Annotated in this window: 15 protein-coding genes; 11 read left to right on the top strand and 4 right to left on the bottom strand. The window is 65.3% G+C overall.

Annotated elements, in window-relative coordinates; translation table 11 throughout:
* Positions 1-29: 29 nt before the first annotated feature.
* The 4 genes from J0H39_14335 to J0H39_14320 form a co-directional block, all read right to left on the bottom strand.
* Entirely contained in the window at positions 30-545 is a 516-nt protein-coding gene (locus tag J0H39_14335; protein MBN9497931.1) for an N-acetyltransferase, read from the bottom strand.
* A gap of 228 nt (positions 546-773) precedes the next feature.
* The gene (locus J0H39_14330; protein MBN9497930.1) at positions 774-1,733 is read right to left on the bottom strand and encodes a tripartite tricarboxylate transporter substrate binding protein BugD; all 960 of its coding nucleotides are present in this window, start codon (positions 1,731-1,733) and stop codon (positions 774-776) included.
* Between the two features lie 68 nt (positions 1,734-1,801).
* Positions 1,802-3,304: a tripartite tricarboxylate transporter permease gene (locus J0H39_14325; GenBank protein ID MBN9497929.1), complete on the bottom strand. Its 1,503-nt coding sequence runs from the start codon at positions 3,302-3,304 to the stop codon at positions 1,802-1,804.
* A 10-nt stretch (positions 3,305-3,314) separates the two neighbouring features.
* Positions 3,315-3,788 (bottom strand): tripartite tricarboxylate transporter TctB family protein, encoded by a 474-nt coding sequence (locus J0H39_14320; GenBank protein ID MBN9497928.1) that lies wholly within the window; start codon positions 3,786-3,788, stop codon positions 3,315-3,317.
* 177 nt (positions 3,789-3,965) lie between these two features.
* On the opposite strand from J0H39_14320, the gene J0H39_14315 reads away from it, so the two are divergent.
* The 11 genes from J0H39_14315 to J0H39_14265 all read left to right on the top strand — a co-directional run bounded on the left by J0H39_14315 (position 3,966) and on the right by J0H39_14265 (position 14,731).
* A complete protein-coding gene (locus J0H39_14315) occupies positions 3,966-4,433 on the top strand; it encodes a DUF1203 domain-containing protein (GenBank protein MBN9497927.1) in 468 nt (155 codons plus the stop codon).
* A gap of 30 nt (positions 4,434-4,463) precedes the next feature.
* Positions 4,464-5,036, top strand: a complete 573-nt coding sequence (locus J0H39_14310; protein ID MBN9497926.1) for a helix-turn-helix domain-containing protein — start codon at positions 4,464-4,466, stop codon at positions 5,034-5,036.
* Positions 5,037-5,038: 2 nt separating this feature from the next.
* Entirely contained in the window at positions 5,039-5,494 is a 456-nt protein-coding gene (locus tag J0H39_14305) for a GNAT family N-acetyltransferase (GenBank protein ID MBN9497925.1), read from the top strand.
* A 980-nt stretch (positions 5,495-6,474) separates the two neighbouring features.
* Positions 6,475-6,675, top strand: coding sequence for a hypothetical protein (locus J0H39_14300; GenBank protein ID MBN9497924.1), 201 nt, complete (start codon positions 6,475-6,477; stop codon positions 6,673-6,675).
* A gap of 141 nt (positions 6,676-6,816) precedes the next feature.
* Entirely contained in the window at positions 6,817-7,044 is a 228-nt protein-coding gene (locus J0H39_14295; protein MBN9497923.1) for a hypothetical protein, read from the top strand.
* Between the two features lie 85 nt (positions 7,045-7,129).
* Positions 7,130-8,683: a tetratricopeptide repeat protein gene (locus tag J0H39_14290; protein ID MBN9497922.1), complete on the top strand. Its 1,554-nt coding sequence runs from the start codon at positions 7,130-7,132 to the stop codon at positions 8,681-8,683.
* Positions 8,684-8,815: 132 nt separating this feature from the next.
* Positions 8,816-9,961, top strand: coding sequence for an efflux RND transporter periplasmic adaptor subunit (locus J0H39_14285; protein ID MBN9497921.1), 1,146 nt, complete (start codon positions 8,816-8,818; stop codon positions 9,959-9,961).
* 3 nt (positions 9,962-9,964) lie between these two features.
* Entirely contained in the window at positions 9,965-13,129 is a 3,165-nt protein-coding gene (locus J0H39_14280) for an efflux RND transporter permease subunit (protein MBN9497920.1), read from the top strand.
* A 95-nt stretch (positions 13,130-13,224) separates the two neighbouring features.
* A complete protein-coding gene (locus J0H39_14275; protein ID MBN9497919.1) occupies positions 13,225-13,593 on the top strand; it encodes a hypothetical protein in 369 nt (122 codons plus the stop codon).
* 5 nt (positions 13,594-13,598) lie between these two features.
* Positions 13,599-13,988, top strand: a complete 390-nt coding sequence (locus tag J0H39_14270; GenBank protein ID MBN9497918.1) for a hypothetical protein — start codon at positions 13,599-13,601, stop codon at positions 13,986-13,988.
* Complete coding sequence (locus J0H39_14265) at positions 13,988-14,731, top strand: sulfite exporter TauE/SafE family protein (GenBank protein ID MBN9497917.1); 744 nt, start codon at positions 13,988-13,990, stop codon at positions 14,729-14,731. Before J0H39_14270 ends, J0H39_14265 begins: the two co-directional genes overlap by 1 nt.
* The last annotated feature ends 12 nt before the right edge of the window (positions 14,732-14,743 follow it).

Below are 14,743 nucleotides of genomic sequence, written 5' to 3'. Positions count from 1 at the left end.
CAAATCGTCGGCGCAAGGCGCGACGCCTTTCACATGATCTTCTCGAATAGAAATCCTTCCCCGAAAGAACCGTCGGCAGCGGGGTGATTCGGGTCGGGATGGCGATCGTTGAAAAACTGAATGATCTTGAACCCGCATTTGTTGACGTAGAAGTGGATGTTTCGTTTCTCGAAATACGGGGTGTAGGTCCGCCACGCGCGGGTCTTCGGATATCGTTTTTCGATGGCGCACCAAGCCTTGTGACCGAAACCGCCGCCCTCCTGGCCACGTTTCAGGAAAAATAGATCGAGCGTGTTGCGGTGGGTCTTTTCATCGATGGTAAGCACCGCGCCGCCGATCTTTTCATCGCCGCGCAGGACATGAAGCGTGACGGCGCCGACGGCGTTTATCGACGCGTCGAGATCATCGTCCGACGGAATGGGCCCGTCCGGGGTTTCTTCAAGCTCTTTGATGGCCGCAACGGCGAAGGCGTCTTGCAGGTCCTTTTTGAAATTCGCGATATCGCGCGCATCGGCTATCGCCAGGCTGATCGTCGTGTCGGTCATGTCGTTCTCATGGAAATGTGCCGTATGTCCGCAAGGCGAATGGCGGCCCGAGCGAGTTTTCGAGCACGTATCGCTTTGGCGGGAGGCCATATAGCGAAGCCAACCACCATATGCTTCCAAAAAATCACGCGGCGCGCGCCTCGTTCGCCGCATGGGCGTCGCTCCAATGAAAAAGGCCGGTGCGGTCGCCCGCACCGGCCTTCGTCTGTTAGCGCTTAAGCAGAACGACTAGCGCGCGGCGCGGATCGTCTTGCCCCAACGATCGACTTCCGCCGCGACGAACGTGCCGAGCCACGCGCTCGTGCGCTCGTTGCCTTCGGGCAGCACGCCGCCCAGATCGAGCAGGCGCTTGCGCGAGTTGGCGTCGTCCAGCGCTTTCGACAGCGCGTCGTTCAGCCGGGCGACGATCGGGGCCGGCGTGCCCTTGGGCGCGAACAGCGCGTTCCAGGCGCTGACCTCGTATTCCGGCATGCCGGCTTCCTTGGTCGTCGGCACGTCGGGCAGGGCGGGCGAGCGCGTCGGCGTGGCGATCGCGTAGGCGCGGATGGCGCCCGCCTGGATCTGCGTGACCAGGTTGACGATCTGGTCGCACGCGTAATCGACCTTGCCGCCGACGAGGTCGTTCAGCACCGGACCCGTGCCGGTGTAGGGCACGCGCGTCGGCTTCGTGCCGAGCTGCACATGCAGCAGCGTGCAGGTCGTGTGCGAGACCGAGCCCACGCCCGCATTGGCTTCGTTGAGCTTGTCCTGGCCCGCCTTCAAACGGTCGGCGAACTCCTTCAGGTTCGCGGCCGGGAAATCCTTGCGCGCGACGATCACGATCGGCGTGCCGGCGGCCATGCCGATCGGCTCGAAATCCGTGACCGGGTTGTAGCGGATGTTGGGATAGAGGGCCGGGGCCGCGCCATGCGTGCCCATATGGCCCATCATGATCGTGTAGCCGTCATTGGCCGCTTCCTTGCCGCGCGTGATGCCGGTCGTACCGCCGGCACCCGCGATGTTTTCGATCACGAGCTGCTGGCCCAGCGTCTTCGACATGCTTTCGCCCACGATGCGGGCGATAACGTCGGTCGGGCCGCCGGCGGCGAAGGGCACGATCACGGTGATCGGCTTGGTCGGATATTGCTGGGCCGACGCGGCACCGGCCATCAAGGCCAGGGCGGCGGCGAATGCGAGAGCTTTCTTCATCTGCTTTTCCTCCTTCGATTGTGGATCCGCGCGCGGAAAATTCCGGGGGGCCCGCGCGCGGCCTTACGTCACTCGGTGAAGACTTGGTCGCGGCTCTTGCTCACCGAAGGCAGAACCGCGATGACGACCACGATCACGGCGACGGCCAGCATGCCCGCCGCGATCGGGTTGTAGACGAAGGTCATGAAGTCGCCGCGCGCCAGGATCATCGCCTGGCGCAGCTTCTCCTCCATCAACCGGCCGAGCACGTAGCCCAGCAGCAAGGGTGCCGGCTCGAACCCGAATTTATAGAGGACATAGCCCACGAAGCCGAAAAAGGCGGTGAACAGCACGTCCTGCGGCGAGTTGTTGATCGAGTAGATGCCGATGCAGCAGAACACCATGATCGCCGGGAACATCAGGCGATAAGGCACCTTCAGCAGGCGCACCCAAAGCCCGATCAGCGGCAGGTTGATGATCAGCAGCAGCAGATTGCCGACCCACATCGACGCGATCATGCCCCAGAACAGATCGGGGCTCTTCGACATGACGAGCGGGCCCGGGATGATGCCGTGAATGGTCATGGCGCCGACCATCAGCGCCATCACGGCGTTGGGCGGAATGCCGAGCGTGAGCAGCGGAATGAACGAGGTCTGCGCGCCCGCGTTGTTCGCACTTTCGGGACCGGCGACACCTTCGATGGCGCCGCGCCCGAAACGCGACGGGTCCTTGGCGAGCTTCTTCTCGACTGTGTAGGACGCGAACGGGCCCAGCACCGCGCCGTTGCCCGGCAGAATGCCCAGCGCCCCGCCGATCGCCGTGCCGCGCAGCACGGGGGCGATGCAGCGCTTGATGTCGTCCCAATTCGGCAACAGGCGGCCGATCGCGCCGCGCGTCACGTCGCGCGCCTCGGGATTTTCGAGGTTGCGCAGGATTTCCGCGAAGCCGAACACGCCCATCGCCAGCACGGCGAAATCGAGCCCGTCGCTGAGCGTCGAGAAGCCCAGCGTCATGCGCTCCTCGCCGGTTTCGAGGTCGGTGCCGATCGTGGCGAGCAGCAAGCCCGCCAGGATCATGCCCGCCGCCTTTAGAAGCGAGCCGCGCGCCAGCACGACGGCGAAGGCCAACCCCGCCACCATCAGCGCGAAATATTCGGCCGGGCCGAACAGCAAGGCGACCTTGGTCAGCGGCACGCCCAAGGCGGCGATGACGAGTGTCGCGACCGTGCCGGCGAAGAACGAGCCGAGCGCCGCGACGCCCAGCGCGATGCCCGCGCGGCCTTGCTTGGCCATTTGGTGGCCGTCCAGCGTGGTCACGACCGACGTCGCTTCGCCGGGAATGTTCACCAGGATCGCGGTCGTCGAGCCGCCATATTGCGCGCCGTAATAGATGCCCGCGAGCATGATGAGGGCGCCGGTCGGGTCGAGCTTGAAGGTCAGCGGCAGCAGCATCGCGATCGTCGCGATGGGGCCCACGCCCGGCAGCACGCCGATCAGCGTGCCGATCATCACGCCGGCGAAACACAGACCGATATTCTGGAACGTCAGCGCGATCGAGAAGCCGTGCGCGAGATTGCCGATCAGGTCGAACATGAAGGCGCCCTCAATACCCGATCGCCCAGGGGGCGACGGGGATCGGAAGATTGAGCATGAAGCGGAACATCGCGAGGCAGAACGCCGTCAGCACGACCGCGAAGATCGCCGCCTCGCCGAGCTTGGTTTCCGACGACGCCATCGACGACAGCACGATGGCGAGCGGGGCCGCGACCGCCATGCCGAGCGGACGCACGGTCAGACCGAACGCGACGGCCGCACCCAGAATGAAAAGCGGCCCGCGGAAGGTCCAGCGCTCCAGCTTCGGCCCGTCCCACAACATCGCGCCGATGCCGACGGCGAATCCCGCGATCACGCAGGCCCACGCCAAAATCATCGGCATCATGCCGGGGCCGAACACGCGCAACGTGCCGCGTTCGAGGCCGGCGTTCTGCCACAGCGCGAAGGCGCCCAGGCCGATAAGGAAAAGTCCCGCCGCCAAATCCTGCGGCGCGCGGATGATACGCTTCGGTACTTGCGCCAAGACGCGACCTCCCCGGAGGTTTGTTGACGGTTTCTATCGGGTCGCCCGCGCGAATTCCATACGAAACATGGTGTCTCGGCACCGTGCGGACGTTTTTTCGATGCAACCGCGCAAGCATCGGGTGGGTGCAGTGCGAAAGCCCGGTCAGGGTTCGGCACCGTCAACCTGGAGGTTACCGTGCCCTTCCGCATCACCGGCCTCGCGCCCGCCGCGTTCATTCCGCTCTACGGACTTTCCGACGCCGAACTGGCCGCGCGCGGCGTCGTCCGCAAGAAAGTCGACGCCGATCCGGGGTTTCCCGATCGGGTCGAATTGCGCGACATCCAAGTCGGCGGCCATGCGCTGCTGCTCAATTATATGCACCAGCCCGCCGACACGCCGTTCCGCGCGACGCATGCGATTTTCGTGCGCGAAGGGGCGATCGAGACCTACGACCGGACGGACGACGTGCCCGACGCGATGCGCCGGCGCTTGCTGTCGGTGCGCGCGTTCGATGCGGCGGGCATGATGATCGCCGCCGACGTGACCGAGGGCGCGGCGCTCGAAGATCTGATCGCGCGGATGTTCGCCGATCCGGCGGCCGCCTATCTGCATGCGCATTACGCGCGCCAAGGCTGCTTCGCCGCCCGGATCGACCGCGCTTGACTCTTGGATATTGGAATGTAAGTTTAAGATATGAGAGAGGCCGGCACCGACATCGACGACCGAATCGCCGCGCGCGTGCGGAATTTGCGCGCCGCCAAGGGCTTGACGCTCGACGATCTGGCCGCGTCGTCGGGGGTGAGCCGCGCGATGCTGTCGCGGATCGAGCGCGCGCAATCGAGCGCCACGGCGCAATTGCTCGTGCGTCTGTGCGGCGGCTTGGGCGTCACCTTGTCCGAACTCGTGGCCGCGGCACCCGCAACGCCCGCCCCCTTGCGCCGCGCGGGCGAGCATCCGCTGTGGCGCGATCCGGCGACCGGCTATCGCCGGCGCGAAATCGCGCCCGCCGATCTGGGGCCGCGCGCGTCGATCGTGGAGATCGAATTTCCGGCCGGCGCCCGCGTGACACTCGACAATCGCCGCTACGCGGGGCGCGGTCAGCATGTTTGGCTGCTCGAAGGCACGCTCGAAATCGAAACCGGCGGTGCCACGCATCGCTTGAACGCGGGCGACCGTATGACGATGGCGTTCGGCGCCAAGCTCGTGTTCCGCAATCCGTCGCGCAAGCGCGCGCGCTATGCCGTTATCGCCGATACGGGGGAATAAAGATGCGTATCGTGGAAGGCGGGCTCGACGATGCCCGCGTCGTCGCCTTGCTCGAACATCATATCGCGATGGGCCGCGCGAATACGGTGGAAGGCTGCGCGCACGCGCTCGACGTTTCGGGCTTGCAGCGGCCGGGCATTCGCTTCTGGTCGGTGTGGCGCGACGACAATTTGCTCGGCACCGGCGCATTGAAGCGCATCGACGATGGCCACGCGGAAGTGAAGTCGATGCACGTCGCGGCGCCCGCGCGCCGCCAAGGTGTGGGCGGCGCGATGCTCGATCACATTCTGCGCGAAGCGCGTGCGATGGGTTTCAAGCGCGTGTCGCTGGAAACCGGATCCTGGGATTACTTCGCGCCGGCGCGCGCGATGTACGCGACGCGCGGCTTCGTCGTGTGCGCGCCGTTCGAAGGCTACAAACCGGACCCCGCATCGACCTTCATGTCGCGCGAAATCTGACGGCGCGTTTATCCACATCCGCGAATCTACGGACTCCACAGAAAGCCCCATTTGGGCTATATTCCACGCATGTTCGAACGCCGCCTGCCGCGTTCGGATATCAGGCGGAAATACACGCCGCGAAGGGAGAACGGCAGGTATCGGCAGCGTGTTCACGGCGCGCATGCCATTCACGGGGAGGTGTTCGAAAACAACATGACTCCACCGAAGTTCACGTGACGGCCGGTATCGTATCCGGCGTTTGATTTTCCGGCGGTTGATTTCAGGTTCCGCTCTTCGCAGGGGCTGCGCGCGTTTCGCGCTGACGCGATGTCGTTGGCTGCCTCGCGCACGCTCGTCGGCGAAGCCGTGACTGGAAGTCGCCCGATCGGAGTTCGAATGTTCGGATCATGATCGGCCGTCCATATACGCCGCATCGTTCCCGCGCTTCGGCCCGACAGGCTTGGGCGTCCGGAAACATGACGGCGACGGAGGCTGGGCGCACCGTCCTCCCCCGTTCGAAAACCGGTCATGTGCCGGATCTCCGGCGCGCGATGGCGGTTCGAATGTCGGGCGATGCCGTTCGGCAACCACACGCCGGCGATCGATGTCCGGCGCGACCGGATCGGTTTGGAAAAGCCTCGCGTCTTGACGCGACACGCATCCGGATCGACGACGTCGCGCGCCGCCCCCGGTTTCGGCCGGAAGGCGGCCCCGCCAGGGCAGGGCGGTGACGGAAACGCGAAGAGCCGAGCATCAACGCCCGAGGCTTGAAGCCCCGGGTGGGCGGGACCGGCCCGACGCCGAACGGCAAGCGGCCGCTCCCCCAAAAAACGAAGGGCCCCGCCAAGGCTCGCGCGAACCCCTGGGTTCGGCGAGGGGCGGGGTCCGCCGTTTTTGCCAGAAAAACAGGCTGTTAGCGGCTCTTGGAGCGGCGAGGGCGCTTATGTTATTCTACGTTCGTTGGGCGAGAACGCCCGTGACGAGGGAGTTTGAGAATCATGGCCATCTCGGGGGCCCCCAGCGTGGGGGGCGATTCCAATTCGACGGCGTTCATGAGCCTGGATTATCAGGCCGGCATCATCGCGATGCTGAAGAACAATCAGCCATGGACGCCGCGCTCGTTCTTCGAAGGCCCGCGCATCAACGCGCCGGAAATCGTCGAATTCGGCCAAGGCAAGACGTACGACTTTTTCGCGTAAGCCGCGAAACGCGATCCGGGTCGTCTTATTCCGCCGCGTCGTGCGAAATATCCCGCCGCAAAAACCCGGAATAGTGCTGCGCCGTCGCGCTTTGTCCTGACGACGGCGGCGATCATGCCGCCGGTCGCAGGAGTGAAACCGATGAAGAAGACTTTGGCCGTGGCGCTCGCCGTTTCGATGATGGTCCCGGCTCTCGCCTTCGCGCAGACCGCGACCCCGGCCGTCCCCGCGACGCCCGCCAAGCCCGCGCAGACCACGCAAGCCCCCGCGAAGGCCGAAGCCGCGAAGGCGGAGAAGGCGACGAAGGCGCATGAGCGCCGCGACGCGAACAAGGTCACGACCGGTACGGCCGCCCCGGCGGCGAAGTAAGCTCTTCTCGCCAAGATCGCCCGGCATTTCGCGGACCGATGCCGGGCGATTCTTTTTATAGGGCGGGGCTGGTATCGTCGGTCGCGTGACGACCGCCGATTCGACAGCCGCCCGTGATAAAGCCCGCGCCGACATGGCGCGCGGCCGGCCCGATTTGGCCGTCCCGGTCTTGCGCGCGCTGTCGGACGCAAATCCGAACGACGCCGATCTGCTGCTCGATTACGGTGTGGCGGCAAGCCAAGCCGGCGATCAGACCGCTTCCCTCGTCGCGTTCGGCAAGGCCGCGACGCTCGATCCCAAAAATCCGCTGGTCCACGCGAATATGGGCCTCGCCTTCGAACGCGCGAATATGCTGGTCGAAGCCGAAACGGCGATGCGCGTGGCGCGCGAATTCGCGCCCGGCCATGCCGGTATCGCGTTCAACCTCGCCAATGTCGCGCGCAAACTGGGCCGCAACGCGGATGCCGAAGCGCTCTACCGCGAAGTCATCGCGGCCGAGCCGCAATCGGTGCCGCCGCGCGCCAATCTCGCAGCCCTGCTGATCGACGAATGGCGTTTGGTCGAAGCGCGCTCGCTGTTGCGCCGCGCCGCCGACATGGCGCCGCAAGATCCGCTGGCGCATTTCAACCTCGCCAATGCCGACCGCATGGCCGGCGATACGGGCGCCGCGATCGCAAGTTACGAACGCGCGCTGAAACTCGCGCCGGATTGGGCGGATGCGCATTTCAATTTGGGATTCGCGTCGTTGCTCGCGGGCGATTGGCGACGCGGCTGGGCCGAATTCGCCTGGCGCTGGAAGACGCAAGCGCAAGCGAAGTTCGCCAAGTCGTTCGACAAGCCGCGCTGGAACGGCGAAGCGGGCAACGGGCGCACGCTGTTGCTGCGCGCCGAGCAGGGCCTGGGCGACACGTTGCAGTTCGTGCGCTACGCCGCACTCGCCAAGGATCGCGGCTGGCGCGTGGTGCTGGAAGTTCAGCCCGCGTTGACGGCGCTGCTGGCGCGCACCAAGGGCATCGACGCGATCGTCGCGCAAGGCGGCGCGTTGCCCGCATTCGACGCCGAAGCGCCGCTGCTCGATCTGCCCGGCGTTTTCGGCACAATTCCTGACACGGCGCCCGCCGATATTCCTTACGTCTTCGCCGATCCGGCGAAGATCGACGCTTGGCGTGCCAAGCTGGGACCGGCGACGAAGAAGCGCGTCGGTATCGTTTGGGGCGGGAATCCGGATTTTCCCGGCGACCGCTGGCGCTCGCCAGGGTTGAAGCCGCTGTTGAAGTTGTTCGACGTGCCGGACGTCGAATGGGTCGGATTGCAGGTCGGCCCCCGCCGCGCGGACATGGATGGCTGGACCCCGCCCGCGAATTTCCGCGATTGCGGTGGTGAATTGCGCGACATGGACGATACGGCGGCCTTGGTCGCGGCGCTGGACTGCATCGTTACGCCTTGCACATCGATCGCGCATTTGGCCGGTGCGATGGGCAAGACATGTTTTATTTTATTATCGGCGGCGCCGGACTGGCGCTGGATGCTGGCGCGCGGCGACACGCCCTGGTATTCGAATTTACGATTGTACCGCCAGCACTTAGCGGGTGATTGGGCGGCACCGGTGGCGGCGATCGCGGCGGCAATAAAAGGATAGTGGTATTCCGGTAGGTCTTGTGTTCGCGCCGCAGCATTGTATCTCTTCGCCCACGATAATGCAGACATGAACCAGCGTGGCGCGGCGGCATTTTCCGTTCGCGATTTCGCGCGGGTTTCGAGGTGGGGTTTCATGCGTTTGAAGAATGGTTTGGCGGCCGCGGCGGTCGCCATGATCGGTTTTGTTTCGCCGGTTTCGGCGCAGATGGGCCCCGGCGGCCCGCCCCCGGTTTCGGTCGCCAAGCCCGTCGTCAAAGACATCGTCGAGCAGGACGAATTCATCGGCCGCTTCGACGCTTCGGAAGCCGTCGATCTGCGCGCGCGTGTTTCGGGCTATCTGGAATCGGTCGCGTTCCGCGACGGCCAGATCGTGAAGCAGGGCGATCTGCTGTTCGTCATCGACAAGCGCACCTATCAGGCGACGTATGCGCGCGCGCAAGCTGCCGTGAACGCGGCGCAAACGCGTCTCGATTTCTATCGCACCGATATGGAGCGCTACGAACGCCTCGCGCGGTCGGGCAACGCGCCCGAGCGTCAGCTCGAACAGACGCGCCAGCAATATCTCCAGGCCCAAGCCGATATCGCCGGTTTGCGCGCGGAACTGGAAAGTGCGCGCCTCAATCTCGGCTTCACGGAAGTGCGCGCGCCGATGGCCGGCCGCATCGGCCGCAAGCTCGTCTCGGAAGGCAATCTCGTCGCCGCCGATCAGACGCTGCTCGCCACGATCGTGTCGCTCGATCCGATCAAGTTCAATTTCGACATCGACGAGCGCGCCTACCTCGCCTACACGCGCACGATCCGCACGGGCAACGTGCCCAATCCGCGCGACGTGCCCAACAAGATCGAAGTCTTGATCGGCGTGGCCGACGAGAAGGACCTGACCCGCAAGGGCACGATCGATTTCGTGGATTCCCGCCTGGACACCGCCACGGGCACGATGCGCGTGCGCGCCAGCGTTCCCAATGGCGATATCTTCCTCGCCCCCGGCATGTTCGGCCGCGTGCGCGTCCCCGGCTCCAACCCCTATCGCGCCGTGCTGATCCCGGACGAAGCGATCGTCTCCGATCTCGACCGGCGCTTGGTGTGGGTCGTCGCCGCCGACGGGTCGGTGGCGCCGCGTCTCATCCGTCCGGGCCCCCGCCATGACGGCTATCGCGTCGTGCGTGAAGGTCTCGACGGTTCGGAATCCGTCGTCGTCAACGGGCTGCAGCGCGTGCGTCCGGGCGGCAAGGTCACGCCGCAGCCGGTCGAACTGCCGCCGGTCAAGGGGGCGAAGTAAGCCATGCGTTTCGCCCATTTCTTCGTCGACCGCCCGATCTTCGCGGCGGTCGTCTCGATCGTCATGGTGATTTTGGGCGCGGTCGCGTTCAAGGCGCTGCCGGTCGCCGAATATCCCGAAATCGCCCCGCCGACGATCGTCGTGCGCGCCTCCTATCCGGGGGCGGACGCCGAAACCGTCGCCGCGACGGTGGCCACACCGCTGGAGCAGGAAATCAACGGCGTCGAGGACATGCTCTATATGTCCTCCTACGCGACCGGCGACGGCTCGATGTCGCTGACGGTGACGTTCAAGCCCGGCACCAATCTCGATAACGCGCAGGTGCTGGTCCAGAACCGCGTGCAGATCGCGACCCCGCGTCTGCCCGATACGGTGCGCCAGCTTGGCGTCGTCACGCAGAAAAGCTCGCCCGACCTGATGATGGTCGTGCACATGCTGTCACCCGACGGCACTTACGACGATCTCTATATCTCGAACTACGCGATCCTGCGCGTGCGCGATCAGCTTTTGCGCATCGATGGGATCGGCGATCTGATGGTCTTCGGCGCGCGCGAATACGCGATTCGCGTGTGGCTCGATTCCGACCGTTTGGCGAGCTACGGCCTTGCGGCCAGCGACGTGGTGCGCGCCTTGCGCGAGCAGAACGTCCAGGTTTCGGGCGGTGCGCTCGGCACCGCGCCCTCGCAAGGGGCGTCGTTCCAAATCCCCATCGTGACCCAAGGCCGTTTCGAGGACCCGCGCCAATTCGGCGAGGTGATCGTGCGCGCGGGCGGCGACGGGCGCATCGTGCGCTTGCGCGACGTGGCGCGCGTCGAAATGGGCGCAAAGGAATACGTCACCAATTCCTATCTCAACGGCAAGACGGCGGTGGCGCTGGCGGTGTTCCAGCGTCCGGGTTCCAACGCGCTGGCGACGGCCGACGCGATCTTGACGCGAATGGCGGAGTTGAAGAAGGACTTCCCCGTCGGCCTCGACTACCAGGTCGTCTACAACCCGACCGAGTTCATCCAGGAATCGATCAACGAGGTTTACAAGACGCTGGCCGAAGCGATCATCTTGGTGGCGCTGGTCGTGCTGATCTTCCTGCAATCCTGGCGCGCCGCGATCATCCCGATCCTGGCGATCCCGGTGTCGCTGATCGGCACCTTCGCCGTGATGCTGATGTTCGGCTTCCATCTGAACGTGCTGACGCTGTTCGGCATGGTGCTGGCGATCGGCATCGTCGTCGACGACGCGATCGTCGTGGTCGAAAACGTCGAGCGCAACATCGCCAACGGCATGAGCCCGCGCGACGCCGCCCACGAAACGATGGACGAGGTCGGTGCCGCCGTCATCGCCATCGCGGTCGTGCTGGCCGCCGTGTTCATTCCCACGGCCTTCGTGCCGGGCCTGCAAGGGGCGTTCTACCGCCAGTTCGCCGTCACGATCGCCGTGGCGACGATTCTGTCGGCGTTCAACTCCCTGACGCTGTCGCCGGCCCTTGCCGCGATGCTGCTGAAGAAGCACGACCCGCATCACGTTCCCAAGGGCCCGCTGGGCCGCTTAGGCGCGGGGTTCGCGCGCGTGTTCAACCGCAGCTTCGACAAGATGGGCAACGGCTATGCGCGCTCGGCCGGCTGGGCCGCGCGCCGCAAGATCGTGATGCTGGGCGTCTATGCGGGGCTTGCGGCGTTGACCGTCTATGTCGGCGGATTGGTGCCGCGCGGCTTCATTCCGCTGCTCGATCGCGGCTATGCGATCGTCGCGATCCAGCTGCCCGACGGCGCCTCGCTGGAGCGTACCGACGCCGTCGTGCGCAAGGCGAGCGAGATCATCCAATCCACGCCGGGCGTGAAGGATTCGGTCGCGTTCGCGGGTTTCTCGGGCGCCACGTTCACCAACGCGCCGAACGGGGCGGTCGTGTTTGCGGGGCTGGACCCGTTCCCCGAACGCGTGGCGAAGGGCCAATCGGCCAACGCCATCGTCGGGCAGTTGTTCGGGCGGCTTCAGCAGATCGAGGAAGCCTTCGTCATCGCCGTTCCGCCGCCCGCCGTTCCCGGCATCGGCGCCTTGGGCGGGTTGAAGCTGCAGCTTCAGGACCGCACGGGCAACGATTCCCGGCGCGTGCTGACGGCCGCGCAGGAATTCATCGGGCAGCTTTATCGCGTGCCCGGCCTTGCGGGCATCTTCACCACGTTCTCGGCCGGCACGCCGCAGATCTATCTCGATATCGATCGCACCAAGGCGCAGATGCTGAACGTGCCGATCAGCAATATCTTCGAGACGCTGCAATTCAATCTCGGCACCGCCTATGTGAACGACTTCAACGCTTTCGGCCGCGTCTATCAGGTGCGCGCCCAGGCGGATCGTTCGCAGCGCGTCGACCGCGAGGATATCGCGCGGTTGAAGGTGCGATCGGCCACCGGCGATCTCGTGCCCCTGGGCACGCTGGTCGAGATCAAGGACTCGGCCGGTCCCGATCTGGTGCAGCGCTACAACGCCTATGTCTCGGTGCCGATCCAGGCCGCGGCTGCGGGCATTTCTTCGGGTCAGGCGATCGCCGCGATCGAACAGGCGGCGGCGCAACATCTGCCCGCCGGCATCGGCTTCGAATGGACCGAACTCGCGTATCAGGAAAAGAATGTCGGCAACACCGCGATCTACATATTCGCGCTGGCCGTCGTGTTCGTGTTCCTGGCGCTGGCGGCCCAGTACGAAAGCTGGGGCTTGCCGCTCGCCATCGTGCTGATCGTGCCGATGTCGGTGCTGTCGGCGCTGCTCGGCGTGATGATCCGCGGGCTCGACAACAACATCCTGGTGCAGGTCGGTCTGATCGTGCTCGTCGGCCTCGCGGCCAAGAACGCGATTTTGATCGTCGAGTTCGCGCGCCAGCTGGAAGGCGAAGGCAAGGACCCGCATGCCGCCGTCGTCGAAGCCTGCCGTCTGCGTTTGCGGCCCATCCTGATGACGGCCCTGGCCTTCATCCTGGGCGTGGTGCCGCTGGTGATTTCGACGGGACCGGGTGCCGAAATGCGCCAGTCGCTGGGCACGGCCGTGTTCTCGGGCATGATCGGGGTGACGATCTTCGGTCTGTTCCTGACGCCGGTTTTCTACGTCGTGATGCGGGGGCTTTCCCGCCGCTTCCGCAAGGCGGCCCCCGCAACTCCGGCGGCCCCCAACGCCGAATAGCAACCCTAAGTCCGGCCGCCCGTCTTGCGGGCGGCCGGGTTATGGGGTAACGCTCGAATCCGCGTTTGGCCTGTGTGGATTCGGGGCGAGGGGCAATGGCGAGCGAGTACCGGTTCGTGCTGTTTTCGTGGCGCGACGTGCGCGAAGCGCTCGTCACCTATGATCGCAAGCGCGGCCAAGCGACCCCCACCGTGCCGCCGGTAAAATTCCGCGTGAACCGCGAGGCGCTCGATTGCGAGCTGACCTTCGGCAAGGACCGGCCCAAGCGCTATCTCTACGACAAACCTTCCGTCATCGCGGCGCTGATCATGCGCTGCCGCGATCGCGGCGTGCGCCTGCCGTTGAAGGCGTCCAAGGATCTGCATCTGCTCGAAGGCCGCATGGCGATGTCGGTGCATATCGCGGGTGCCGCCGAGCCGGAGATGCTCAATCTCGAAATCCTCGGCCAATCGGTGGTGGCGTAGCCGAAATGGCGAAGAAAGCCTCCGCGCTGCCGCCGGGCATGGACGAATACCGGCTCGTTTTTTTCCGCGAAAGCGAACTCGTGCGCGCGTTGTCGAATTATCGCCGCTTGCGCAAGGATCCGCTGCCGCCGGGCCAGATCGCGCGCATCCAATGCGACGCGGACGATTTGAGCGTCAAACTGCACGTGCAGAAGGATAGCGGCGCCACGGTCCGCGTCGAATTCGAAGCGCCGGAAGTGGCGGCGGCGCTGATCGTCCATTGCAAGGACGCGCGCATTCCCTTGTCGCGCTCGGCCGAGAAGACGCTGCGCATGATCGCGGGCCGGCCCGCCTTCCTCATCAAAGAGTTCGGCGGCGCGCCGGCCGACGCCGACGACGAGGTCGAGTTCCGCTGATGGGCATTCTCGGGCTCTCCGCCCTTGCGATTACCGTCATCGGCACGTCGATCCTGTCGGGCATGTTCGGCATGGCCGGCGGCTTGGTGCTGATGGGCGCGTTGCTCGCCTTCCTGCCCGTACCCGCGGCGATGGCGCTGCACGGCGCCGCGCAGATTTCCGCCAACGGGTGGCGCGCTTATCTGTGGCGCAAACACATTCTGTGGCGGCCGACGCTGTTTTATTCGCTGGGCGGCGTCGCCGCGATGGCGGTGTGGGTGATCGTGCTGTTCGTGCCCAGCCGCCCGCTGGCGCTGATAGCACTGGGCCTTTCGCCTTACGTGCTGATGCTGGCGCCGAAATGGCTGCAAGGCGATCCCACGCGCGACGGCCACGCGGTGATCTACGGCATCGTGTGCGTGTCGTTCATGATGCTGACCGGCGTGACCGGACCGTTGCTCGATTCGTTCTTCCTGAAAGGCGGGCTCGACCGCCGGCAGATCGTATCGACCAAAGGCGTGTGCCAAGTCTTCGGGCATTTCGCCAAGATCGTCTATTTCGGCGTGCTGATCGATCCCGTCGATTTCGGCGATTGGTCGTCCTACGCCGTCGCCATCGGGGCGGCGATGATCGGCACGACGTTGGGCGGCTGGGTGTTGGCGCGGATGACCAACGCCGATTATCGCGTCTGGGCGAATCGTATCATCGCCACGGTCTGCGCGTGGTACGTGGCGCACGGGCTGTATCTCTGGCTTTTCGCGTAAGGGGAGGGAAGC

This window comes from Alphaproteobacteria bacterium (assembly GCA_017308135.1).
Taxonomy (GTDB): Bacteria; Pseudomonadota; Alphaproteobacteria; order CACIAM-22H2; family CACIAM-22H2; genus Tagaea.
Note: the sequence above shows the minus strand (reverse complement) of the source record. Positions and strands in the feature narration are given on the sequence as shown.